We start from the raw sequence: 21,015 nt of genomic DNA, 5'->3' as shown, positions 1-21,015 counted from the left end.
CGTGTCGCCTCCCTCAGCCCTGGCGGCTGCGCTGGTAGTGCCGGCGGGCCTTCATGCGGTTGCCGCACACGGCCATCGAGCACCAGCGGGCACTGTTCGGTTTGCTGTGGTCGATCAGGAACAGCCGGCACTCCGGGTTGGCGCACGGGCGGAGCCGCCCGGGGCTGCCGGTCCGCAGCGCGTCCCAGGTGAGCACGGCCCGTGCCGCGGCGGTCCGGCCCGCCGGCAGGTCCGAGGTCCAGGCTATGCCCTCCCCGGCCAGTGACGCACGGTAGGCGATGCCGTCCACGAAGGGCTTGAGCTCGATCGGCGTGGCGTCGCCGCGGACCACGTCCTGCAGCGCGTTCCGGGCCTTCACCAGCGCCTGCCACTCGTCCGCGGAGACCTCCTGGCCATGTTCGGCCAGCCAGTGCCGGGCCGCCTCGGCGTCGGCGAGGTCGTCACGCTGCGTTCCCTCCACGACCGGCGTCGTGTTCAGCAGGTCCAGCAGCAGCGTCTCGTCCGTCTCGACCATCTCTAACCTCCAACCCTGCCCTTGACAGGTTACATCAAACCATGCTTCATTCTAACCAGTAAACTTCATTTAAGTAGTTAGGAGGCGGGTCATGGGCTTGGCATGGCAGCAAGGACCGCTGGGCAAGGCGGTCGGGCAGTTCCTGACGCCGGAGCCGTTGCCGGAGCGGCTGCTGTTCGCGGAGCCGCTGCGCCGCCGGATGCGGGTGCGGCTGGGCTGGGAGTGGATCGCCGACAGCGAGGACGTCGTGCTGCTGCACGAGCCGGGGCGCTACCCGGTGGCGTACTTCCCGCTGGCGGATGTGGTGGAGGGCGCGTTGGCTCCGGAGACGCGGACGACCCGGCACAAGGACCTCGGAGCCACCGCGTGGTTCTCCGTCAAGGACGTGCCGCATGCCGCGTGGCAGTTCGGCGACCTGCCGGCGTACGCCTCGATCCTGCGGGACCGCGTCGCCTTCGCGTGGCGGGCAATGGATGCCTTCTACGAGGAGGACGAGCGGATCGTCGGCCACGCCGCCGACATGTACCACCGGATCGACATCCGCAAGACCTCGCGGCACCTGGTCGTGCGGGACGGCGACCGGGTCGTCGCCGACACGAAGCGCCCGTTGGCGCTGTACGAATCCGGCTTCGCGACCCGGTGGTACGTCCCGCGGGAGGACATCGACCTCACGGCTCTGCGGCCCGTCGACGGCCAGACCTTCTGTCCGTACAAGGGTTTGGCCAGTTACTACGACATCGGCTCCCGCAAGCGCGCTGCCTGGGGCTACCCGGACGCGTGGCCGGAGGTGGCGGCCGTGTCGGGCTGGATCTCCTTCGAGCCCGACATCGTGGATGTCTGGCTGGACGACAGGAAGCTGGCGCTCGAACCGGGGCAAACCGTTGTGCCGCACGGCGTCGATCGCGGACTCGACCCGTCGGAACTGTCCTCGACGGGAAACGACTGACATGTCTCCGCGGAACCGCACCGTCCTCGTCATCGGCCGTGGCAGCGGCATCGCCGCGCGACTCGGTCCCGTCGAACCACTCGTGTCAGGAGCTTTCCGATGATCACCACCGTGCCCGTGCTCGGTCCCGTTCCGCCCATCGTCGTCAAGCGAGGCAAGTGATGGACTACCGCATCGAGGTGCTCACCCTCCCCGTCCGCGACGTCGACCGGTCCCTGCGGTTCTACGAGCAGATCGGCTTCGCCCTGGACGTCGACTACCGTCCCCATGACGGCTTCCGGGTCGTTCAGCTCACCCCGCCCGGCTCCGCCGCCTCCGTCCAGTTCGGCCTCGGCCTCACCGACGCCGCGCCCGGCTCGTCCCGGGTCAACTACCTGGTGGTGCCGGACATCGAAGCCGCCCATGCCGAGCTGTCCGCCCGAGGGGTGGCGGTCAGCGCCGTCCGGCACAAGGCTTCCGCCGACTGGCAGGGCGACTTCGTGTCCGGCGTCGACCCGGAACGCCGTCCGTACGCCAGCTTCCTGGACTTCGCCGACCCGGACGGCAACACCTGGATCGTCCAGGAACGCCGCTGAGGCGTCACCGCAGGGAGCGGAAGTGGCGCCTTTCAGTCCTCCAGCGGGGGGAGTTCGAGGCGGGCCAGGCGTTCCGGGTCGGCCAGGATGTTGATCTCCACGATCCGGCCGCCGCGGACCGTGGGGCAGAAGATGGCGCTGGGCCTGCCGCCCGGCATCGGCACCACGCCGGCGGCGCCGTTGATGACGACGTGCCGCACGGAAGACGCGCCTCGGGAGAACAACAGCGCCTGCCCGGCCACGGTTTCCGCGCCACGCAGCAGCTTCGACGGGCCGCCCGCGCCGAAGTCCACCCGCAGCGTGACATCCGGGTCGAGCACGGCGACCAGCGCGTCGAAGTCACCGGCCCGCGACGCCGCCAGGAACGCGTCGATCACCTCACGCTGCGCGGGCAGTTCGGCGTCCGGCAGCGCGGCGCCCCGCACCCGGCGGCGCGCCCGGCTGGCCAGCTGGGTGGCGTTGGCGGTGCTGCGCTGGACGATCGGCGCGATCTCGTCGAACGGCACGCCGAACATGTCGTGCAGCACGAACGACAGCCGCTCGGCCGGCGTCAGCGTCTCCAACACCACGAGCAGCGCCAACCCCACCGAGTCGGCCAGCACCGCCTCCTCCGCCGGGTCCACCGCCACGATCGGATCCGGCACGTGCGTGTCCAGCGGCTCCTCGCGGCGGACCTTGCGGGAGCGCAGCATGTCCAGGCACACCCGGCTGACCACCGTCGTCAGCCAGCCGCCCAGGTTCGCCACCTCGCCGGAGTCCACCCGGGCCAGCCGCAGCCACGCCTCCTGCACCGCGTCCTCGGCGTCGGTCAGCGACCCCAGCATCCGATACGCCACCGCGCGCAGGTGGTCGCGGTGGGCCTCGAACCGCTCGGCCAGAAACTCGTGCTCGTCCACTGTCAGGTTCCTCCGTCGTCATCCGTCACTGGAGATGACGAATCGGGACGGAGCTTCATGACAGGGGGAGCCATGCCTGACCTTCAGGCCCTCGCCGACCGGGTGGAGATCGCGGCGCTGAGCGGCGAGTTCACCGACGCCGGCATGATGCGGGACTTCGACCGCCTCGCCGCGCTGTTCACCGCGGACGGCGTGCTGCGGATCCAGCACATCGTGCTCGCCGGCCGGGACGAGATCCGCGCCAGCATCGAGCAGCTGCGCGCCAACTGGGAGTTCTTCGTGCAGAACGCGCACCCCGGCGCCGTCACCATCGACGGCGACACCGCGAGCGGGCGTTCCTACATCCACGAGTTCGGTCGCTTCCGCGACGGTAGTTCACACTCGAACTACTCCCTCTACCACGACGAATACCGGCGCACCCCGAACGGCTGGCGGTTCAGCGAGCGGGTGTACGAGATGCGTTACGTGGACACGACCGCGCTGCCCGGCTCAGCGGCCTGAGACGCATCCCCGGAGGAAGATCCGAACGGTCCGGCCCGGGCGGTTCTGCTGCTGGCATCGCGAGAGCCTCGGGCGATCCTAGACACCGAACTCCAGGGCTGTTCTGCCATCGGAAACGGCGGTCGAGCGGCGGAGCGTGAGCCCGCACTCGGCGGCCAGGGCGGCCAGCTCGTCGACGGTGCGTTCCCGGCCGCCGAAGCACATGAGCATGAACAGATCCATGCCCGTGCCGGCGCCCTGGATCAAGGGTTCGACGGCGATGACGGCGCCGTGAGGACCGGCGGCGTCGCGGCAGCGGGCGAGAATCGTGCGGCAGTGGTCGTCATCCCAGTCGTGCAGGATGTCGGACAGCACGTAGGCGTCGGCGCCGGCGGGAAGAGGCTCGAAGAAGCTGCCGGCGACCGCCGTGGCACGGTCGGAAAGCCCGGCGGCGGCGAAGCGGGCCAGGGCGGGCTCGGTGGTCGGGGCCAGATCGACGACGGTGCCGCGAACGCCGGGATGGGCCTGGAGGATGGCGGCGAGGAGATTGCCGTCACCACCGCCGGCGTCGATGATCGTGCCGAACCGCCCCCAGTCGAAGTTCGACGCGATCCGCGCGGCGTGGTTGGCGAACCGCCACGCCATCTGGGCGTCGAAGGAACGGCGCAAGTGCGGGTGGGCGTCGAGGTCGGCCCAGAACTCACGGCCGTACCGGTGCGTGTAGGCGGACGCGCCGGTGGTGATCGTCTGGAGCAGGTCGACGAACGCCAGGTCGGCGCGCCCGCCGGCGCGGTTGATGTCGAGCAGCGGCTTGAACCCGTCCTCGGTCAGCTGCATGCCGAGGGCGGTCGGTCGGTAACGGTCGGAATCCCGGTCGAAAACGCCGACGGCAACGAGATGGTCGAGCAGGCGTCGCAGGATCGGCGCGGAAGTGCCGGTGTCGGCGGCCAGTCGGTCGACGGTGGCGCCGGCGCTGCCGGCATGCTCCACCAGGTTGAGCGTCGCGGCCACCCGGATGGCCATGGGGGTGGCCAGATCGACCATGGACATGATCGACGGCAGACCCATGGAGATCGACGGCAGACCCATGGAACCGAGGCTACCGGCGGCCACAATTCAATTGGGGCGTGCGTGTGCGGCCGGCAGAACCGGCCGCACACCGCCGCCGCCTGCTCGCAGGCGTTCCTACTGGAAGCTGACCGCCGTCGGCGCCACCACCAGCACCACCCGGTCCGCCTTGTCGGCGGGCGGTTCCGTGCGGTCGAGGCTGTAGCGGCGGGCCAGCGTCAGGAAGAACTCCGCGCTCGGGTCCTCCTCGATCTTGACGACCGTGCCGCGCACCTCGAGGTAGCGGTAGGGCGCGTCCGGGTCGTTCACCGACATCGACACGTGCGGGTCGAACTCGATGTTCCGGTACTTCTGCCGCTTCGTGGTGTGCGTGAGCCGGATGTGCTCGCCGTCCCACAGGAACCACATCGGGTTCACCTGGATGGAGCCGTCGGGGCGGCGCGTCCCGACGTGGCCGTAGAGCGGCCGCTCCAGCAGGTCCAGGTGCGATTCCGGCACGACTGACATGAATTTCCTCCCTCGGTTGCTGCCCCCGAACCCTACGGGGAGTGCCCGCGGCCGAGCCATCAATTCTCCGCGCGGACCCGTTCCCGAGATTTGCCGCCGAGTCGTGTCGAGACGGTCGTGACGGCTCCGACCACAGGACGAAACCCCGACCACGAAGGAGTTCCGATGCCCGCTCGCGTTGTCAAGGTCGCCGCCGGTGTCGAGGAGACCGACCGTCCCGTGCCCGTGCGTGACGACCGCCACCAGGCCCTGGCCGTGCTCATCGGCAACTGGATCAACCAGGGGGAGACGGCCGGCGGCGACCCCATCCTGACCAGCGACGTCTACGAGTGGGCGCCCGGCGGCTTCTTCGTCGTGCACACCGCGTTCGGCAAGATCGGCGAAGCCGGCGTGGGCGGCGTCGAGATGATCGGCGTCGACGGCGACGGCTACCTGTCCACCTTCTACGACAGCTTCGGCAACGTCCACCAGTCCCGGTTCGAGATCGACGGCACCGAGCTGCGGTGGATCGGGGAGCGGACGCGGTGCACCGTGACGCTGGCCGACAACGGCACGACCCAGCTCGGCCGGCACGAGTCCAGTGCGGACGGCGTCACCTGGAGCCCGTCGATGACCGTGACCCTCCGTAAGACCGCCTGACCTCGTGTCCGAAGCCGGCATCTCACCCGAATCGGGGAGCCCGCGTTTGGTCCCGCCGGGCCCGGGCAGCCTCCTTGCGTACGACCGTCCAATCTGGAGGCGAGATGGCTCTCTCGGACAAGATGAACGAGCTGAAGGACAAGGCCAAGGAGATGGTCGGCCAGCACGGCGACAAGGCCGACGACGCGGTGGACCGCGCGGGCCAGTTCGCCGACGACAAGACCGGCAACAAGCACTCCGACCAGATCCGCCAGGGCGCGGACAAGGCCAAGGAGGGCCTGCGGAACTGGGGTGGCGGCGAGCAGCAGCAGTGACGCGACCGGAGTGAGCCGGCCCGCACGGGAGCGTGCGGGCCGGCTCGACGCTCGCCGGAAGGGCACATGAGCCACTCATGTGGCTTTGGGGACCACCTGAGCCACTCACGTGGGCCGCGGATGCCACGTGAGTGGCTCACATCGCTTCGGATGCCACGTGAGCCACTCACGTGGCATTGGAGGGCACGTGAGTGGCTCAAGTGGCTTCGGATGGCACATGAGCCACTCACGTGGCAGCGGAGGGGCGGGGTCAGCCCTTGCAGGCGGTGAGCTTGTCCTGGGCGGCCTTGACGGTCTTGGCGGCCTCGTCGGCCTTGGCCTTGACCTTGTCCTGCTCGTCCTGGGCGGCCTTGAGCGCCACGATGGCGTCGGTGGACTTGGAGATGGCCTCGGCCGCGGTGGCGGCGGCTTCGGCGGCCTTGGCCGAGGATTCGGCATCGGTGGCGCCGGAGGCGGACAGCGCGTCGGCGTCGGCGTTGGCCTTGTTCATGGCGGCGTCGGCGGCGGTGGAGTCGGCCTTGGCCTTGGCCACCTTGTCGTCGGCGGTCTTGAGGTCGGCGTCGGCCTTGGTCTTGGCGGCCTGGGCGGTGGTGACGGCGTTCTGGTCGGGCGTGCAGTCCTTGGCGACGGGCGACGAGGAGCCGCACGCGGCGGTCAGGACGACAACACCGCTGAGGACGGCAGCGAGCAGCGCGGAGCGCATCAGGATCCCCCCTGAGTGGACAAACCGTGTCAGTTGGCCACTCTACGGATATCGGACAACGGGGTTTTCGCTGGGTGCAGGTTCGCGATGAGGCCGGTGGACTTGCCGGCCAGTGTCCCGGCGACGTAGCGGTTGACCAGCGGAAGCCGCGCCGCGCGCAGGGCAAAGTGACGGATCCGCAGCTGCGTGGTCGATTCGGGCAGGAACCAGCGGACGCCGGAGCGGGCGGTCCGCTGCTTCTCCTCGGCGATCGGACGCCACAGGCGCTCGTACTCGGCCACCGCGTGGTCGATGGACGGGGCATGGGCCAGCTGGTGCGCGAGCACGTACGCGCCGGCGATGCCCAGTGACGCGCCCTGGCCGGCGAGCAGCGACACCGCGTAGCAGGAGTCGCCGACGAGCACGACCCGGCCCTGGCCCCAGCGCGGCATCTCGATCTGGGCCACCTGGTCGTAGTAGATCTCCGCCGACGGCGGGCACCGGTCGAGCGCCTCCGGCACGACCCACCCCAGGTCGCCGTAGGAATCCCGCACGGCCGCCCGCACGTCGTCGGGAAGCGTCGGATCCGGCGTGCGGTGAACGCCGAACGCGGCGACCCGGCCGTCCCGCAGGGCGTAGAACCCCATCTGTCGCCCGACGGTGTCGGTGAGGCAGAACCGGCCCCGGACCGCGGCGTGGATCTCCGGCGCGTCGAACTGGAATGCCGACGTGTGGAAACCGAGGTGACGCAAGTACCCCTCGCCGAACACCAGCCGCCGCACGGCGGAGTGGATTCCGTCGGCGCCGACGAGAAGATCCGCCTCGATCTCCGCGCCGCCGTCGAGGCCGACCCGGACCCCGTCGCCGTGGTCGACGACGTCGACGACCGTGGCGCCGAAGCGCAGGTCGACCGCCGGCGGCAGGTTCTCGCGCAGCACCCGCTCCAGGTCGGGCCGCATGACGCTGAGCAGTCGGCCACCGATCGCCCTGGCGAACTGGGTGTACTGCACACCGCCCCGATGCCGCCCGTGCTCGTCGACCAGGCTGGCCTCGTCCACGCGGTACGCGACTTGCTCGACCGCCGGCAGCAGCCCCATCGCCTCGACGGCGTCATAGCCCGTACCGAAGAAATCGATCATGTATCCCTGGGTGCGGGGACCGCGCGACCGTTCCAGCAGCACGACATCGTTGCCCAGCGCGGACAACCGGTTCGCGAGCGTCAGCCCGGCGATCCCGGCGCCGCAGATCACCACCTTCATGCGTCCTCCTCCGTTTAGGGAACGAGCCTGCGCAGGACGGCGGTCACGGCGTCGGCGTCCGGGCGTGTGCCCAGCCCGCGATGCAGGAGCAGGCCGTCGATGATCGCCATCAGCACGGCCGCCGTCTCGTCCGCGGCGGGCACGCCGCGTTCGTCGAGCCAGTGGCCGAGTCGCCCTCGGAAGCCGTCGATCACGGCGGCGATCTCCTCGCGGAGCTTGTCGTCACGCGTGGCGGCCAGGTACGCCTCGACGAACAGCAGCGACAGCGGATCCGCGCCGGTGTACTGGTTCACCGACGCGAGCATCACCTCCACCGCGTCAGCCGGGGTGCGGGCGGTGTCCAAGAACCCGTCCAGCTCGGCGAGCATCTGCCGCATGACGCCGACGACGGCCTCGTTCAGCAGCGCCGGCAGGGACGAGAAGTGGTAGTGCACGACGCTGGGCGTCACCCCGGCGCGTTCGGCCAGCACCCGGGTGCTCACCGCCGTCCAGCCGCGCTCGGGGATGAGCTCCACCGCGGCCGCCAGCAGCCGTTGCCGCACCTCACGCCCGCGTTCCGCCGCCGGAGACGTCACCGTGCTCCCTCCGTGTAGGGCAGTCGTCCTGTACGACTGCCCTACACGGTAGCACTAGGCGAACATGCCCGGCTCGTAGGACCCGCCCTGCATGCGCACGATCAGGCTCATGCGGTTGGCGGAGTTCATCTGGGCCACCAGCGTGACCAGCGCCGCCACCTGGTCGTCGTCGAAGTGCTCGCGCACCCGCGCCCACGTCTCGTCGGACACGCCGTCGGTGAGTCGTGTGCCCTCCTCGGCCAGGGCGAGTGCGGCCCGCTCGGCCTCGGTGAACACGGTGGTCTCGCGCCAGGCGGCGACGAGGTTGAGCCGCAGCGGGGTGACACCGGCCGCCGCGGCCTCCTTGGTGTGGATGTCGACGCACCAGCCGCAGCCGTTGAGCTGGCTGATCCGCAGCGACACCAGCTCCACTGTGGACTTCCCCAGCGAGGACTGGGTGATCAGCTGGCTGGTGGCGCCGAACCGCTTGACGATCTTGGCGCCGAGGTCGTTCTCCATGAGGTTGAAACGAGGTTCCATGGCCACCAGACGCCGGCCGGGCCGCCGCTGTGACACGTGCCCGTCGCTCTGGCATGTCCCTGGCGCCGTGACCTGTCACAGAATGGCGGTGCCCGGCGTCTGGTGGGCGACACCGTCGAGACAGGAGCCGCCCATGGCCGACCGCGCGACCGAGGCGTTCGTCGCCCACCGCAACCTGCTGTTCACCGTCGCCTACGAGATGCTCGGCTCCGCCGCCGACGCGGAGGACGTGCTGCAGGAGACGTGGTTGAAGTGGACGGCCGTCGACCTCGACACGGTCCGGGACTCTCGCGCCTACCTCGTGCGGATCGCGACCCGCCAGGCGCTGAGCCGGCTGCGCGCGCTGGGTCGTCGCAGGGAGTCCTACGTCGGCCCGTGGCTGCCGGAGCCGCTGCTGACCGCGCCGGACGTGGCCGAGGACGTGGAGTTGGCCGACAGCGTCTCGATGGCGATGCTGCTGGTGCTGGAGACGCTCGCGCCGACCGAGCGGGCGGTGTTCGTGCTGCGCGAGGTGTTCGACCTCGGTTACGACGAGATCGCCGCCGCCGTCGACAAGAGCCCGGCCGCGGTTCGTCAGATCGCCCATCGCGCCCGGGCCCACGTCGCCGCGCGGCGGCCGCGCGAGGTCGTTTCCCAGGCGGAGACCAAGCACGCGCTCGACGCGTTCCTGTGCGCCGTCGAAACGGGTGATCTTCAAGGCCTGCTGGACATTCTCGCCCCGGACGTCGTGCTTCTGACCGACGGCGGCGGGGTCAAGCAGGCCGCCCTGCACCCCGTCGTGGGCGCCGACAAGGTCGCCGCCGTGCTGGGCCGGGTCGCCGCGGCGTCGCTGCGGCCGGCGGTGGTCAACGGCTGCCCGGCGCTGGTCGTCGTGCTCGACGGCGAGATCGACACGGTGGTGGCGGCGCGGATCGAGGACGGCCTGATCACCGGGTTCTACGCCGTGCGCAATCCCGAGAAGCTGTCGGGAATGCGGCGCGAGACCGCCCTGCACCGCTGACGTTCCGCCGTCGGCGGATCTGCTGACAGCAGCGTGGGCCCCGGGAACCACCGCGTCGCCGGCATGGTCGGGGCATGGCAAACGACGACAGGCCGCCGCTGTTCGACCACCGGCTCCGCGAACGGTTCTTCAGCCAGCGGGTGCTGATCCTCGACGGTGTGCTCGACGACGACAACGGAACGGTGCTGGCGACCCAGATGCTGTCGCTGGCCAGCGAGGACCCGCGCAAGGACATCGCGCTGTGGATCCACTCACCGGGCGGCTCCGTGCCCTCGATGCTGGCGATCCGCGACGTGATGCGGCTGGTGCCGTGCGACGTCTCGACGCTGGCGATCGGTTTGGCGTGCAGCGCCGGGCAGTTCCTGCTGTCCGCGGGAACACCGGGCAAGCGCTACGCCCTGCCGCACGCCCGGATCCTGATGCACCAGGGCTCCTCCGGCATCGGCGGCTCGGCGGTCGAGGTGGAGGTGCAGGCCGACGACCTGCGGTACACCCGGGACACGGTGCTCGGCCTCATCGCCGAGGACACCGGCCAGCCGATCGAGCGGATCTTCGCCGACTCGCTGCACGACCGGTGGTTCACCACCGAACAGGCCCGCGAGTACGGCTTCATCGACCACATCGTCACGGAACTCGGCCAGGTGGTGCCGGTCCGCACCCACGCGCTGGGACTGGGGGCCGGGGCATGAGCACGTACACCATTCCCAACGTGATCACACGCGTCGCCGGCGGCGAGCGGATCATGGACGTCTACTCGCACCTGCTGTCGGAGCGGATCGTCTACCTGGGCACGGCCATCGACTCGGGGGTGGCCAACGCGCTGATCGCGCAGTTGCTGTTCCTGGACGCCGAGAACCCGGACCAGGAGATCAACCTGTACATCAACTCCGAGGGCGGCGACCCGTCGGCGATGCTCGCCCTGTACGACACCATGCGCTTCGTCAAGGCGCCGGTGGCGACGACCTGCATCGGCCAGGCGGTGGCGGCCGGCGCGGTGCTGCTGGCCGGCGGCGAGGCCGGGCGCCGCACGATCCTGCGACACGCCCGGGTGGTGCTGCACCAGCCGGCGGCGCAGGGCCGCGGCACCATCCCGGACCTCATCCTCCAGGCCGACGAGGTGGTGCGGGTGCGCACCCAGCTGGAGAACATCCTCAGCCGGCACACCGGTCACGACGTCGAGCAGCTGCGGCACGACACCGACCGGGACCGCGTGTTCGACGCGGTCGGCGCGGTCGAGTACGGGCTGGCCGACCACGTCATCGACCAGCGGGCGTGAGGCTCAGGCGGCCAGCAGCACGGGCCCGGTGGGACGGCGGGTGGCCGCGCGGCGCAGTCGCCGCACGTCGCCGGCGATCTCGATGAGCAGCGTCGAGAACTCGACGCCGAGGGCGCCGGTGACGGCGGCGATCATCTCGCTCGACGGCTCCTTGCGGCCGCGCTCGATCTCCGACAGGTACTGCGGCGAGATGCCGGCCCGCTCCGCGATGTCGACGAGGCGGTCGCCCTGCTCCTCCCGGGCCGCGCGCAGGCTGCGGCCGAGCGCCTCACGCCACAGCGGCTCCGGCTCGGGTTCCGGGGCAGGCGTGCGGTTCGGGGGGAACTGGAGGATGTCCGCCATGCCGTCATCGTGGCACCGGTTCGGTGTTTTCGTACCGCGCTTACGCTGCCAGCGAACCTAACGCCACCGGTAGAGGTCGCGCAGCAGCGCGATCTCCGCGCCGTGGTGGATCAGCTCGCGGTTGAGGTGCAGGGCGAGCGTCGCCATCGGCTGGTCGAAGTACGGTCCCTCGACCGCTCCGACGGCCTTGGCCATGTCGGCCGTGCGCAGGCCGTCGATCCAGGCCTGGTAGTTGGCATCGAGCTGGGCCAGCGCGGTGGCCGCGTCGCCCGGGAAGTTGTGGGTCTTGTAGTCCACCGGCGGGCCGCCGAAGTGCCCCGCGACCCGCATGCCGAACACGCCCACCACCAGGTGCCCGATGCGCCACGCGATCGTGGTCACCGGGGCCGGATCGGGCGCGGGGAACTCGTAGTCGATGACGAAGTCCCCGCCGCCGGCCGCCATCCTCGTCACGCTCGTGCCCCGCGGCCGCACGCTCCACGCCCCGGCCACCGGCTCCCAGAGGTACTCCTCGTCGGTCAGCCCTTCCAGCCGCGGCCGCAGCTGGTTCGTCCAGTGCCAGTCCGCCTGCTCGATGACCTGCGCCGTCCAGTCCAGGTTGGTGTCCATACGGCGATGCTACGGATGATTGCGGACAGCCGTCGTCCTCGGTCGCGCCGGCCGGCGGTCGAGTCCACAGAGGACGGACTTCGGCCGGCGCGAGCCGACTACTGCTCGGCCAGCAGGTGTGGATTTCCCGCCAGTGACGCCACCATCGCGGCGCGGCTCGTCACATCGAGCTTGGCGAACACGCGGCGCAGGTGCGTCGACACCGTGTAGAGGCTGATCTCCAGCGAATCGGCGATCGCACGGTTGGTGTAGCCCAGCCCGACGAGGCGGGCGATCTCGCGTTCGCGGGGGCTGAGCAGGCCGGCGACGCCGTGCGGCCGGAGACCGAGCGGCAGCAGCAGGCAACGCATGCCCAGTTCCTCGCAGTCGAGCACCGGCCGGTCCGACGTCGACGTGCCGCCCAGTTCGGCGACCCGACGCACCAGCGCCCTGATCAGGTTCTGCACCAGTTCGTCCTGTCCGGGATCGGCGACCACCCGTGGAAACCGGACCGTGACCACCCGGCCATTGCGGGCACTGTCATCCCCTGGTGGCAGCCCGGAAACCGCCACCCCTTGCTTCCCCATGCACGGACCTCCGCTAGCCCTGCTCCCCCGTGACGGGTCCCCTCCCGCCTCGACAGGCAGCTGTCGTCCAGAGAACTTCCAGGAAACCGCACAGCGGTCACGCTCCGCATCGCCGAAACGTGTGACACACAGATGAACTAGGGGCTTCGTGCCGCACGGGTTCGTGCGACTACCGAAAGGTCCTTGACCAGGGTGGACTTCCTGGCGCGGACGACCGCCCGCTGGGAGGAGCCTGGGCATGGCGCAGCTGGAATACGAGGACCTGCTCGACGGCGAGTACGAGGAGGAGTTCGCCGACGAGCTGGAAGCCCTGGTCGGCGAGGGCGAGGACGAGGGACTCGACGAGGGCGAGGAGTTCTTCAAGGGCCTGCGCAGGGGCCTGCGCGGCGTCGGCCGGTTCGTCAAGCGCGGCGTGAAGGTGTTGCGCCCGCTGGCGAAGATCGCGGCCCCGATCGTGGGCAGCGCCCTGGGCGGGCCGCTCGGCGGTCTCGCGGGAGACGTGCTGGCGAGCGCCCTGGAGGGCGAGTACGAGCAGGAGCACGAGCGCCGGCCGCTGACGGCGGAGCACGCGCAGGCGGAGGCGCTGGCGGCGCAGGCGGCGCGCACGGACTCGGAGGCCGAGGCGGAGGCGCTGGTCGGCGCGGCGGCGGCAACTTTGTTGTCCCGCCCCGATCACCGGGCACTGCGCGCGGTGCACGGGGACCTGGTGCGCGGCGCGGCGGTGCTGGCGGAGTTGCTGCACCGCCGCCGCGAGACCCGGCCGTACACGGGCGTGGTGCCGACGATCGTCGACCGCACCGCGCACACGCTGGCCCGGCACGTCCACAGTGGACGGAAGCTGAGCCGGCCGTTGGCGGCCAAGGTGATGGCCGCGCACACGGCGAACGTGCTCGGTGACAGCCAGGACGCACTCGTCCGCCACGTCAGGGGCGTGCGCAGCGCGGTCGGCACGTACCCGGGCCCGCTGCGCTCGCCGGTGGTGCGGGCCGGCGGTGGTTCCACCGTCGAGGTCGTCACCCCGGTGCGGGTGCCGGCGCGCCACGGCCGGCCGGCCCGGGTGGTGCGCGTGGTCAGCAAGGTTCCCGTGCCGACGGGCGCGGTTCCCGCCGGTCGCACGGCGGTGGTCAGGACAGCAGACGAGCTGGGAGGACGAGCATGAGCCGCGGCTACCCCGCGATCGAGGGCGAACTGCACGAGTACGAACTGAACGGCCACCACGAGCTGGAGTTCGAGTCCGAGTTCGAGCAGCACGCGTTCGAGGGCGAGGACGAGAGCGAGTACGAGGCCGAGCTGGAGGACGAGCTCGAGGGGGAGTACGAGTACGACACCGAGGAGGAGCTCGAGGACGAGTTCCTCTACGAGTACGAGGACGAGGACGAGGCGGACTTCGAGTTCGAGGACTTCGCCGACCCGAACTTCCGCGCCTCCCGGCTGGGGCTGGCCGGCGAGGCCGAGCTGATGGCGCACCTGGCCACCCGCGCCGCCGAGGCGGAGTCGGAGGCCGAGGCGGAGGCGTTCCTCGGCCCGCTGGTGTCGATCGCCGGCAAGCTGGCGGCGAAGGCCGCGCCGAAGCTGCTGCGCGCGGTGGGCAAGCCGCTGGCCAAGGGCCTGGCCAAGGTCGGCACCGACCTGTGGCGGGACGTCCGCCGCCGGCCGCTGATCAAGGCGCTGCCGTCGGTCGCGCTCAACACCGTCAAGGATCTGGCCACGCAGTACGCCGACGGCCGGCAGATCACCGCCCGCGGCGCGGTCGGCACGCTGCTGCGCAACGCCGCCAAGGTCTCGCCATCGCACGGCCACCCGCGCTCGCGCCACCACCACCGCCGGCACCACCGGCCGCACGCGGCCCGCCGCGCCGTGCACGCCACCAACGTGCTCAACCACCGCTACCACTCGCGACCCGCCAGGAGGCGCCGTGCTCGTCGCTGAGCGAGCAGTCACGCGGCCCGACCACCGTGACTGGGTGCTCAGCCAGGCGCTGAACGTGGAGCGCCACCTGGCCGCGCTGCGGCCGTTCTCCGTCGACGAGTTCGGCGATCCGGCGACCGGTCCCAGTCGCGGGCACGTGGAGGCGGCCAACGCGCTGATCGGCACCCTGCGCCGGCCGCTGCGCACGGCGTCGGCCCGGGTCCGCGACGCCGCCGAGACCGCGGTCGCCCGGCCTGACCGGGCCGCGATGACCGAGTTGCTGCACCAGAAGTCCCGTGCGCACGACTTCGTGCGCGCCGTCGAGCAGGTGTGGGACTTCTACCTGGAGCTGTTCGGCCAGCGGCAGTCGGCGTTCGCGCCGTGGCTGGTGGCGTGCGACCGGATCGCGCTGGACTGCTACCAGTACGCGTACCTGGGTGTCGGCGTGCCCAAGCCGATCCCGGCCCCGGCGCCGTTCTGCTACCTGCGCACGGGTTTCTCACCGGCCACCTTCCGGCGCGGCATCCGGTTGAGCCGGATCGGCCGGCAGCTCAACCCTTTTCCGCTGATCCAGCTGCCGTACCACCGGATGGTCAACCCGTGGACGCTGGGCGCGGTGCTGCACGAGGTGAGCCACAACCTGCAGAACGACCTCGGGCTGCACCGGGTGGTGCCGGTCGGCATCGCGCGGCGGCTGCTCGCCGACGGCCTGCCCCGCTCGGTCGCGGCCACCTGGACGCGGTGGAACCGGGAGACCTTCGCCGACATGTCGGGCCTGCTGCTCGGCGGGCCGGCGTTCGTGGGATCGCTGTTCGACGTCATCGGCCGGTCGCGGGCGCAGGCGCTGCGGCACTCGCCGACCGGCGTGCACCCGACCCCGTACCTGCGGGCCAAGCTGTCGATAGAACTGTTGCGGCGCATGGGTTTCACTGAGCAGTCGCGGCACTACGCGCGGCTGTGGCGGACGCTGTACCCGGACACCTGGGGCAGCAGCATCCCGGAGTCGCTGCTGCGCACCGCGGACCGGGCGGTGCCGCTGGTGGTGGACACCATCTGCCACACCCGCTACCCGTCGCTGGGCAACCGGACGCTGGCCGCGGTGCTCCGGTTCGAGCACAAGGAACAGGCGATGATCGAGGAGGCGGCCGGCCGGCTGGCCCGCGGCGTAGACCCCGGGGTGGTGCCGGAGCGGTTCCTCATCGGCGCGGTGCGCGTCGCGCTGGACCGCCGGCTCGCCGGTCCGGACGTGTTGACCAGGAACTTCTTCGGCGAGCTCGGCCGGCGTTCGCGTTGAGCAACCACGAGATGGAGTGAGGATGACCAGCACTGAGGACCGGCCGACACAGCCGCCGCCGACCGACATCGACACGGCGTACCCGATCCTGACCCGCGAGGTGTCCACGGCGACGCCGTCGCGGCGGGGCGACGGGCCGGTCGCCGACCAGGCGGCGCAGGCGATCAGCGACGTGCTCGGCTGGAAGTGGCGCGACGGCGACACCAAGGGCTTCGTCGCGGCGCTGACCGGCAGCTTCGACCTGAGCCGGGTGGAGGGCCACACCGACGCGAAGTGGACGCCGCGCGGCTACGCGGTGCAGGCCGACCTGGGCGCGGTCACCGGGGCGCAGGCGTCACTGGCGGCCCGGGCGCGCACGGCCGTGAAGGACTCCGGCGAGCTGCTGGACTCCCTGACGCCGCTGCGGGTCGACTTCAACGCCGAGGCCGCCGAGGGCTTCCGGTCACTGGTCCACCACGACCTGATCGAGCTGCGCAAGGAGTTCGAGAGCCCGCTGATCCGGGTGCCCCGGGTGGACCAGATCTTCCGGCTGCTGCTGTTCGTCGACGACCGGCCGCCGCAGTCGGTGGAGTCCGGCGGCGGCCATCCGGTGACGATCGACCCGGACACCGTCGGCGGCCACCTCGGCATGGTGCGCGACGCGTTCGGGCTGCTCCCGGACTTCGTCGACTCGGTCGGCGACGAGCGCGTGCAGACCTCGTTCATCACCATCGTCGACTGGGTGGCGTCGTTGTACTACAGCTGGCAGGCGCAGCGCGGCAAGATCGACCCGTTCACGCTGCCGCCGGGCAGCCAGGGCTACTTCGGGCCGGCGCTGGTGGCGCTGTCCCAGCTGCTCGCGGCCACCGCGAGCCAGGTCGACGAGCTGACCGACGCGTTCGACTCGGTGCTGATCAACGCCGGCGAGCGCGAGGTGCTGCGGGTGCCGGTCCCCGGCGGCGGCACGATGCCACTGGGCGGGCTGCTGCGCTGGATCGGCGACTTCGCCACCACCGAGGGCCAGCAGTTCATCACCAGCGCCGGCAAGGACGGCGTGGACAGCGCGTTCACCCAGGTGGTGCGGCAGCTGGTGGCGATCGTGGTGCTGCTGCCGACCGCGCCCGGCGGCCAGCCCGCGCTGCCGCCCGGCTTCTTCAGCAGGCGGGTGCAGATCGGCATCGACTCGCTCATCGACGACCTCAACGAGGTGCTGTCGGTGGCGGCGCCGGTGCGTCACCCCGACGGCAACGGGGCCGGGTCGCTGCGGGCGACCCGCGCGCTTCCGTCCACAGTAGACACCTCCGCGCCGGTCCGGACGCGGCGGCAGTCCGAGCCGGACGCGTGAGGAGGACGACATGGGCACCGAGAAGGACTATCGCGACCTGTTCGACCGGGTCGCCGCGCTGCGCGAGCAGGTCGCCGACCGGCTGGGCGACCAGCTCACCAGCAACCCGCAGCTGGGCGACGCCATCCTCAAGCAGATCGACGGCATGCTCGAGCAGGTCGACGCCGCGGAGCGGGCACAGCCGCCGTCGCCGGACGGGGGACTGGCCGGGCTGGTCGGCGTCGGCTCGGACGCGGCGCCGGACCTGGGCCAGACGCGGATGCCGCGCGGCGTCGAGGCCTACGACGAAACCGTTGCCTCCGAACGCATCATCGCCGTCGGCGACCTGTACTACCTGTACCAGCACGAGCGGATCGGGGTGTTCCGCGTCGTGCAGAAGCTGCAGGAGCTGTTCCAGGGCGGCGCGATCCGGCTGTCCGACGGGCCGGGCGCGTTCGGGCTGTACCGGTTCGACCGGCGCGACGTGCTGCGCTACACCAAGCGGGACCGGATCGCCGCGTACCGGAGGATCCTGGGCTACGGCAAGGGGGCGGGCGCGGCGAACTCGCGGCCGAACGTGGACTTCCACCGGCTGTTCGTGCACCTGAACAACCAGGTGGCGCTGTTCTGGCGGGACAAGCGGATCTCCGACGTGATCCGGGCCCGGGCCTACGACCCGAGCTTCGGCAGCATCGCGATCGTCCGCCGGGCCGGCCTCGACCTGCGCAACAACCTGAAGTTCACCTCGTACGGCCACCTCAACGTGCTGCGCGTGGAGGTCATGCAGCTGCTGGAGGAGGCGTTCCGCATCCTCAACGCGCCGGACGTCAAGGAGCTCTTCGGCGCGGCGAACGCGTGGGACGTGGTGGACGAGGTCCTGATCCGCTACTTCGACGAGCGCCTGGTCACCTCGCCGCGGCAGCGGATGGGCGTGACCGGCCGGCAGGTGTTGCGGTGGCTGGCCGCCCCGCACATCCTGGAGTCGACGCGGTCCGAGTTCGAGGCGCTGCTGCTGGAGATCGCCGAGCCGGCCGAGGAGTGGATCACCTCCGCGCAGTCGCTGCGGCTGGCCGAGCGGACCGAGGTCGAGCGGGTGCTGCCCTGGGACGCGCACCGCCCCGTGGGGGTCGCGGCGCCGGTCAAGAGCGGTCCGCGGCGGCAGGCGTTCGCCAAGCGCGGCGGACTCGGGGTCTACAAGGGAAGTGGGGTGCCCGCGGTCAACGGCGCCCGCCGGTGAGGGGCGCGCTGGCCTACGCGGCCCGCAATCGGGGCCGGTTCGTCGAGGACATCGCCGCACTGGCCGCGATCCCGAGCGTCAGCTCGGATCGCCCCCAGGTGCGCCGGGCCGCGGCATGGCTCGCGGCCCGGCTGCGTCGGGCCGGGCTTCGGTGCGTGAGAATCGTTGACACTTGTGGAAATCCGTTGGTGGTCGGCGGTTGGGGAACGCGTCCCGACCGGCCGACCGTGCTGCTGTACGGGCACTACGACGTCCGCCCCGCCGGTGACCGCCGGCAGTGGCGGACGCCGCCGTTCCGTCCCGTTGTCCACAATGGATTGCTCTACGGGCGCGGGGTTTCCGACGACAAGGGCCAGCTGCTCGCGCATGTGGCGGCCGTGGAGAGCTGGCTTCGTGGCGCCGGCACGCTGCCCGTGAACGTGCGGTTTCTCTTGGACGGCGAGGAGGAGATCGGCAGCCCGCACCTGGCGGATTTCCTCGGCCGGGCGGACGTGGCCGTGATCAGCGACACCGCCATGCACAGCCCCTCGGTGCCGGCGCTGACGGTTTCGCTGCGGGGCGTGGTGCGGCTGGGGATCACCGTTCGCCGCCCCGGCGCCGATCTGCATTCCGGCACCTACGGCGGTCTCGTGCCGGATCCCGGCGTGGAGTTGAGCCGGCTCATTGCCGCGCTGGACGTTCCCGGCACCTCGATGACCATCTCCCGGCTGCGGGCCGGTCGTGGCGACGGCGTGCTCGCCTCGCAAGCGTTTGCTCGCTTGGAGTTCCGCGTGTCCCCGGGGGTGAGTCCCGATGCCGTGATCCGCTCGGTTCGGCGCTCGGTCGCGTCGGTCGAAGGCGCATCCGTCCAGGTGATCATGGCCCGACCCCCGGTCACGGTGCCCCGTGTCGACTGGGCCATCGACGCCGCCCGCGCCGCCTGCCGGCACGGCTTCGGCCACGAGCCCGTGTTCCGGACCTCCGGCGGCGGCATCGCCGCCGCCGGCCTCCTCACCGCCCGTGACATCCCGGTGTTGCTGCTCGGCTTCGCCGTCCCCGACAACCGCATGCACGCCCCCGACGAGCGCCTGTCCCTGCCTGTCTTCGCCCGTGCCGTTGACACTTCCATCGCCCTGCTCCCGGCGCTGGCCTCGTGCTGGCCGCAACACCGTCCTGAGCTGCGTGAATTGACCGGGTAGGGTGATTTGCCGTGCACTATGCAACACTTTGTGCGGGAAACTGTTGTCGAGTCGAGCACGGGGCGTCGGGCGGATGCGCATTCCAGGACCGTGGGAACTGGAACAGGCCTGCTGGGACGCCATCGTCGCCGGCGCGGCCGCGGAGTTCCTGGACCGCCTGATGACCGACGGCGCCGTGCTCCTGTTCGCCGACCGGGCCCTGCGGCGCAAGGAAGTCCTCGACCACTACGAGGCTCCGTCCCGGTGGCGGGCCTGCCGGCTGGAGTCGACGCGGACGGTCGACCTCACCGACGCCGCCGTCGTCCTGACCTACACCGCCCGGCTTCTCCCGACCGACTCGGCCGTCCCGGAGTTGCTCTCGTGCACCAGCGTCTACGTGCTCGACGACGGGACATGGCGGCGCAGCTTCCACGAGCAGGGGGCGCTGTGACCGCTAGTGGGCGAAGGTCCAGCGGGTAGCGCCGTACGGCTCCGCGCAGGCCACACCGACCGCGGAGTGCAGCGTCAGGCGGTAGAGATGCCAGGGCGGCGGCCCCGCGCTGGGCGCGTTGTACGGCGCAGTGAGCGCATCACCTGCCACGGTCGCCGGCCAACCGCCGCTGCGGAAGACGCCGGCCAGCCGCTCCAGGGTCGCCGCGTCGGTGACCCGGTGGGCGTCGCCCTCCAGCGTCAGGTCGATGCCGCGCAGGCGCACCGCCACGCTGCACGCCGGGTTCGCCGCCAGGTTGCGCGACCTGCGCGTCCCCGGACCGCCGACGAAGTACAACGTGTCGTCCACCCACACGGCCCCGACGCCGGCCGTGTGCGGCCGCCCGTCCGGACGCATCGTCGCCACGAAGAACGTCAGGTCTTCCGTCGGCGTGTCCGTGGCCAGGATGTCGCGGGGCCGGCTCCACGGCAGCTCCGCGTTCCCGTATTGGTCGAGGTTCCGAGTCGAGGTCGGTTCGTTCATGGCGTCAGTCATACCCCTGCGTCGAACGAGCCGCCCCCGAATCGACACCCGTCAGTGGGCCGCGGCGACGACGATCCTGCCGACGGCGTCCCCGTGGCGGCAGGCGCCGACGACGGCCGTGAGGTCGACGGTGTGGCGCACCGTTGCACCGCGTCTCTTCGCATGGCTCCAGTGGTGAAATGTTCGAATGCGTTTGGTTATGTGTCGGCCCGACTTTCGTCCAGTACGTGGACAATCATCCGGAACGGACAGGTCAGAGACCATTCGCCGGAGGTGTTGCGCCAGTCGGCCTACACCGTGCAGCGGGTGTCGACTGTTTCGCATTGTTGAGTCTTGACCGACTCTGCTGGATTGCTTAGCTTTCGTGCAGCTTTCG

General features: G+C 71.0%; 27 protein-coding genes. 15 read left to right on the top strand and 12 right to left on the bottom strand.

Annotated features, from left to right (window positions below):
• Positions 1-13: 13 nt before the first annotated feature.
• Complete coding sequence (locus tag BJ998_RS05935) at positions 14-514, bottom strand: CGNR zinc finger domain-containing protein (protein ID WP_184859212.1); 501 nt, start codon at positions 512-514, stop codon at positions 14-16.
• A 91-nt stretch (positions 515-605) separates the two neighbouring features.
• On the opposite strand from BJ998_RS05935, the gene BJ998_RS05930 reads away from it, so the two are divergent.
• Positions 606-1,460, top strand: a complete 855-nt coding sequence (locus tag BJ998_RS05930) for a DUF427 domain-containing protein (protein WP_184859211.1) — start codon at positions 606-608, stop codon at positions 1,458-1,460.
• Between the two features lie 161 nt (positions 1,461-1,621).
• Positions 1,622-2,035: a VOC family protein gene (locus BJ998_RS05925; RefSeq protein ID WP_184859210.1), complete on the top strand. Its 414-nt coding sequence runs from the start codon at positions 1,622-1,624 to the stop codon at positions 2,033-2,035.
• 32 nt (positions 2,036-2,067) lie between these two features.
• Here the strand turns inward: BJ998_RS05925 and BJ998_RS05920 are convergent, their stop codons facing one another.
• On the bottom strand, positions 2,068-2,931 hold the full coding sequence (locus BJ998_RS05920) for a sigma-70 family RNA polymerase sigma factor (protein ID WP_184859209.1): 864 nt from the start codon (positions 2,929-2,931) through the stop codon (positions 2,068-2,070).
• A gap of 72 nt (positions 2,932-3,003) precedes the next feature.
• Here BJ998_RS05920 and BJ998_RS05915 point away from each other — a divergent pair, with 72 nt between their 5' ends.
• Positions 3,004-3,432, top strand: a complete 429-nt coding sequence (locus tag BJ998_RS05915) for a nuclear transport factor 2 family protein (protein ID WP_184859208.1) — start codon at positions 3,004-3,006, stop codon at positions 3,430-3,432.
• Positions 3,433-3,510: 78 nt separating this feature from the next.
• Here BJ998_RS05915 and BJ998_RS05910 read toward each other — a convergent pair whose 3' ends face one another.
• Together BJ998_RS05910 and BJ998_RS05905 are read right to left on the bottom strand one after the other, a co-directional pair.
• A complete protein-coding gene (locus tag BJ998_RS05910) occupies positions 3,511-4,500 on the bottom strand; it encodes a methyltransferase (protein ID WP_246488531.1) in 990 nt (329 codons plus the stop codon).
• A 96-nt stretch (positions 4,501-4,596) separates the two neighbouring features.
• Positions 4,597-4,986 (bottom strand): PPOX class F420-dependent oxidoreductase, encoded by a 390-nt coding sequence (locus BJ998_RS05905; protein WP_184859207.1) that lies wholly within the window; start codon positions 4,984-4,986, stop codon positions 4,597-4,599.
• 165 nt (positions 4,987-5,151) lie between these two features.
• Here BJ998_RS05905 and BJ998_RS05900 point away from each other — a divergent pair, with 165 nt between their 5' ends.
• Together BJ998_RS05900 and BJ998_RS05895 are read left to right on the top strand one after the other, a co-directional pair.
• Complete coding sequence (locus BJ998_RS05900; RefSeq protein WP_184859206.1) at positions 5,152-5,625, top strand: hypothetical protein; 474 nt, start codon at positions 5,152-5,154, stop codon at positions 5,623-5,625.
• Between the two features lie 104 nt (positions 5,626-5,729).
• On the top strand, positions 5,730-5,939 hold the full coding sequence (locus BJ998_RS05895; protein WP_246488530.1) for an antitoxin: 210 nt from the start codon (positions 5,730-5,732) through the stop codon (positions 5,937-5,939).
• A gap of 250 nt (positions 5,940-6,189) precedes the next feature.
• Here BJ998_RS05895 and BJ998_RS05890 read toward each other — a convergent pair whose 3' ends face one another.
• From BJ998_RS05890 to BJ998_RS05875, 4 genes are read right to left on the bottom strand one after another with little or no spacing between them, the layout of a single operon-like run.
• Positions 6,190-6,642 (bottom strand): hypothetical protein, encoded by a 453-nt coding sequence (locus BJ998_RS05890; RefSeq protein WP_184859205.1) that lies wholly within the window; start codon positions 6,640-6,642, stop codon positions 6,190-6,192.
• Between the two features lie 29 nt (positions 6,643-6,671).
• Entirely contained in the window at positions 6,672-7,880 is a 1,209-nt protein-coding gene (locus tag BJ998_RS05885) for an FAD-dependent monooxygenase (RefSeq protein ID WP_184859204.1), read from the bottom strand.
• Positions 7,881-7,894: 14 nt separating this feature from the next.
• Positions 7,895-8,455 carry a TetR/AcrR family transcriptional regulator gene (locus BJ998_RS05880; protein WP_312889946.1) on the bottom strand — a complete coding sequence of 187 codons (561 nt, stop codon included), beginning with the start codon at positions 8,453-8,455 and terminating at the stop codon, positions 7,895-7,897.
• Between the two features lie 54 nt (positions 8,456-8,509).
• Positions 8,510-8,974: a carboxymuconolactone decarboxylase family protein gene (locus BJ998_RS05875; RefSeq protein ID WP_184859203.1), complete on the bottom strand. Its 465-nt coding sequence runs from the start codon at positions 8,972-8,974 to the stop codon at positions 8,510-8,512.
• Between the two features lie 133 nt (positions 8,975-9,107).
• On the opposite strand from BJ998_RS05875, the gene BJ998_RS05870 reads away from it, so the two are divergent.
• The 3 genes from BJ998_RS05870 to BJ998_RS05860 all read left to right on the top strand — a co-directional run bounded on the left by BJ998_RS05870 (position 9,108) and on the right by BJ998_RS05860 (position 11,250).
• The gene (locus BJ998_RS05870; protein ID WP_221337889.1) at positions 9,108-9,974 is read left to right on the top strand and encodes an RNA polymerase sigma-70 factor; all 867 of its coding nucleotides are present in this window, start codon (positions 9,108-9,110) and stop codon (positions 9,972-9,974) included.
• A gap of 74 nt (positions 9,975-10,048) precedes the next feature.
• The gene (locus BJ998_RS05865) at positions 10,049-10,663 is read left to right on the top strand and encodes a ClpP family protease (RefSeq protein WP_184859202.1); all 615 of its coding nucleotides are present in this window, start codon (positions 10,049-10,051) and stop codon (positions 10,661-10,663) included.
• Positions 10,660-11,250, top strand: coding sequence for a ClpP family protease (locus BJ998_RS05860; protein WP_184859200.1), 591 nt, complete (start codon positions 10,660-10,662; stop codon positions 11,248-11,250). The genes BJ998_RS05865 and BJ998_RS05860 overlap by 4 nt, the downstream gene beginning before the upstream one ends.
• Positions 11,251-11,253: 3 nt before the next feature.
• Here the strand turns inward: BJ998_RS05860 and BJ998_RS05855 are convergent, their stop codons facing one another.
• The 3 genes from BJ998_RS05855 to BJ998_RS05845 form a co-directional block, all read right to left on the bottom strand.
• The gene (locus BJ998_RS05855; protein ID WP_184859198.1) at positions 11,254-11,592 is read right to left on the bottom strand and encodes a helix-turn-helix domain-containing protein; all 339 of its coding nucleotides are present in this window, start codon (positions 11,590-11,592) and stop codon (positions 11,254-11,256) included.
• A gap of 57 nt (positions 11,593-11,649) precedes the next feature.
• Positions 11,650-12,201 (bottom strand): DinB family protein, encoded by a 552-nt coding sequence (locus tag BJ998_RS05850; RefSeq protein WP_184859196.1) that lies wholly within the window; start codon positions 12,199-12,201, stop codon positions 11,650-11,652.
• A gap of 98 nt (positions 12,202-12,299) precedes the next feature.
• Positions 12,300-12,767 carry a helix-turn-helix domain-containing protein gene (locus BJ998_RS05845; RefSeq protein ID WP_184859194.1) on the bottom strand — a complete coding sequence of 156 codons (468 nt, stop codon included), beginning with the start codon at positions 12,765-12,767 and terminating at the stop codon, positions 12,300-12,302.
• A gap of 238 nt (positions 12,768-13,005) precedes the next feature.
• Between BJ998_RS05845 and BJ998_RS05840 the strand changes: the two genes are divergently transcribed.
• The 7 genes from BJ998_RS05840 (at position 13,006) to BJ998_RS05810 (ending at position 20,117) form a co-directional block, all read left to right on the top strand.
• Positions 13,006-13,926: a hypothetical protein gene (locus BJ998_RS05840; protein ID WP_184859192.1), complete on the top strand. Its 921-nt coding sequence runs from the start codon at positions 13,006-13,008 to the stop codon at positions 13,924-13,926.
• Positions 13,923-14,696: a hypothetical protein gene (locus tag BJ998_RS05835; protein WP_184859190.1), complete on the top strand. Its 774-nt coding sequence runs from the start codon at positions 13,923-13,925 to the stop codon at positions 14,694-14,696. The genes BJ998_RS05840 and BJ998_RS05835 overlap by 4 nt, the downstream gene beginning before the upstream one ends.
• Entirely contained in the window at positions 14,683-15,969 is a 1,287-nt protein-coding gene (locus BJ998_RS05830) for a hypothetical protein (protein WP_184859188.1), read from the top strand. The genes BJ998_RS05835 and BJ998_RS05830 overlap by 14 nt, the downstream gene beginning before the upstream one ends.
• Positions 15,970-15,991: 22 nt before the next feature.
• Complete coding sequence (locus tag BJ998_RS05825; protein WP_184859186.1) at positions 15,992-17,293, top strand: hypothetical protein; 1,302 nt, start codon at positions 15,992-15,994, stop codon at positions 17,291-17,293.
• A gap of 10 nt (positions 17,294-17,303) precedes the next feature.
• Positions 17,304-18,509 (top strand): hypothetical protein, encoded by a 1,206-nt coding sequence (locus tag BJ998_RS05820; RefSeq protein ID WP_246488529.1) that lies wholly within the window; start codon positions 17,304-17,306, stop codon positions 18,507-18,509.
• Complete coding sequence (locus tag BJ998_RS05815) at positions 18,506-19,687, top strand: M20/M25/M40 family metallo-hydrolase (protein ID WP_184859184.1); 1,182 nt, start codon at positions 18,506-18,508, stop codon at positions 19,685-19,687. The genes BJ998_RS05820 and BJ998_RS05815 overlap by 4 nt, the downstream gene beginning before the upstream one ends.
• 73 nt (positions 19,688-19,760) lie before the next feature.
• A complete protein-coding gene (locus BJ998_RS05810; protein ID WP_184859182.1) occupies positions 19,761-20,117 on the top strand; it encodes a nuclear transport factor 2 family protein in 357 nt (118 codons plus the stop codon).
• Between the two features lie 3 nt (positions 20,118-20,120).
• On the opposite strand, the gene BJ998_RS05805 is transcribed toward BJ998_RS05810, so the two are convergent.
• The gene (locus tag BJ998_RS05805; protein WP_184859180.1) at positions 20,121-20,639 is read right to left on the bottom strand and encodes a pyridoxamine 5'-phosphate oxidase family protein; all 519 of its coding nucleotides are present in this window, start codon (positions 20,637-20,639) and stop codon (positions 20,121-20,123) included.
• Between the last annotated feature and the right edge of the window lie 376 nt (positions 20,640-21,015).

Source organism: Kutzneria kofuensis (assembly GCF_014203355.1).
Classification (GTDB): domain Bacteria; phylum Actinomycetota; class Actinomycetes; order Mycobacteriales; family Pseudonocardiaceae; genus Kutzneria; species Kutzneria kofuensis.
The sequence above is the reverse complement of the archived record's forward strand: the minus strand, read 5'-3'. Positions and strand labels throughout refer to the sequence as shown.

What these genes read in the sequence shown, in the direction of transcription:
- BJ998_RS05865 (WP_184859202.1), top strand. Translation starts at nt 10,049, where the DNA reads ATGGCAAACGACGACAGGCCGCCGCTGTTCGACCACCGGCTCCGCGAA.
- BJ998_RS05930 (WP_184859211.1), top strand. Translation starts at nt 606, where the DNA reads ATGGGCTTGGCATGGCAGCAAGGACCGCTGGGCAAGGCGGTCGGGCAG.
- BJ998_RS05840 (WP_184859192.1), top strand. Translation starts at nt 13,006, where the DNA reads ATGGCGCAGCTGGAATACGAGGACCTGCTCGACGGCGAGTACGAGGAG.
- BJ998_RS05875 (WP_184859203.1), bottom strand. Translation starts at nt 8,974, where the DNA reads ATGGAACCTCGTTTCAACCTCATGGAGAACGACCTCGGCGCCAAGATC.
- BJ998_RS05895 (WP_246488530.1), top strand. Translation starts at nt 5,730, where the DNA reads ATGGCTCTCTCGGACAAGATGAACGAGCTGAAGGACAAGGCCAAGGAG.
- BJ998_RS05905 (WP_184859207.1), bottom strand. Translation starts at nt 4,986, where the DNA reads ATGTCAGTCGTGCCGGAATCGCACCTGGACCTGCTGGAGCGGCCGCTC.
- BJ998_RS05900 (WP_184859206.1), top strand. Translation starts at nt 5,152, where the DNA reads ATGCCCGCTCGCGTTGTCAAGGTCGCCGCCGGTGTCGAGGAGACCGAC.
- BJ998_RS05935 (WP_184859212.1), bottom strand. Translation starts at nt 514, where the DNA reads ATGGTCGAGACGGACGAGACGCTGCTGCTGGACCTGCTGAACACGACG.
- BJ998_RS05805 (WP_184859180.1), bottom strand. Translation starts at nt 20,639, where the DNA reads ATGAACGAACCGACCTCGACTCGGAACCTCGACCAATACGGGAACGCG.
- BJ998_RS05890 (WP_184859205.1), bottom strand. Translation starts at nt 6,642, where the DNA reads ATGCGCTCCGCGCTGCTCGCTGCCGTCCTCAGCGGTGTTGTCGTCCTG.
- BJ998_RS05915 (WP_184859208.1), top strand. Translation starts at nt 3,004, where the DNA reads ATGCCTGACCTTCAGGCCCTCGCCGACCGGGTGGAGATCGCGGCGCTG.
- BJ998_RS05825 (WP_184859186.1), top strand. Translation starts at nt 15,992, where the DNA reads ATGACCAGCACTGAGGACCGGCCGACACAGCCGCCGCCGACCGACATC.
- BJ998_RS05870 (WP_221337889.1), top strand. Translation starts at nt 9,108, where the DNA reads ATGGCCGACCGCGCGACCGAGGCGTTCGTCGCCCACCGCAACCTGCTG.
- BJ998_RS05845 (WP_184859194.1), bottom strand. Translation starts at nt 12,767, where the DNA reads ATGGGGAAGCAAGGGGTGGCGGTTTCCGGGCTGCCACCAGGGGATGAC.
- BJ998_RS05835 (WP_184859190.1), top strand. Translation starts at nt 13,923, where the DNA reads ATGAGCCGCGGCTACCCCGCGATCGAGGGCGAACTGCACGAGTACGAA.
- BJ998_RS05855 (WP_184859198.1), bottom strand. Translation starts at nt 11,592, where the DNA reads ATGGCGGACATCCTCCAGTTCCCCCCGAACCGCACGCCTGCCCCGGAA.
- BJ998_RS05810 (WP_184859182.1), top strand. Translation starts at nt 19,761, where the DNA reads ATGCGCATTCCAGGACCGTGGGAACTGGAACAGGCCTGCTGGGACGCC.
- BJ998_RS05885 (WP_184859204.1), bottom strand. Translation starts at nt 7,880, where the DNA reads ATGAAGGTGGTGATCTGCGGCGCCGGGATCGCCGGGCTGACGCTCGCG.
- BJ998_RS05860 (WP_184859200.1), top strand. Translation starts at nt 10,660, where the DNA reads ATGAGCACGTACACCATTCCCAACGTGATCACACGCGTCGCCGGCGGC.
- BJ998_RS05910 (WP_246488531.1), bottom strand. Translation starts at nt 4,500, where the DNA reads ATGGGTCTGCCGTCGATCTCCATGGGTCTGCCGTCGATCATGTCCATG.
- BJ998_RS05850 (WP_184859196.1), bottom strand. Translation starts at nt 12,201, where the DNA reads ATGGACACCAACCTGGACTGGACGGCGCAGGTCATCGAGCAGGCGGAC.
- BJ998_RS05820 (WP_246488529.1), top strand. Translation starts at nt 17,304, where the DNA reads ATGGGCACCGAGAAGGACTATCGCGACCTGTTCGACCGGGTCGCCGCG.
- BJ998_RS05925 (WP_184859210.1), top strand. Translation starts at nt 1,622, where the DNA reads ATGGACTACCGCATCGAGGTGCTCACCCTCCCCGTCCGCGACGTCGAC.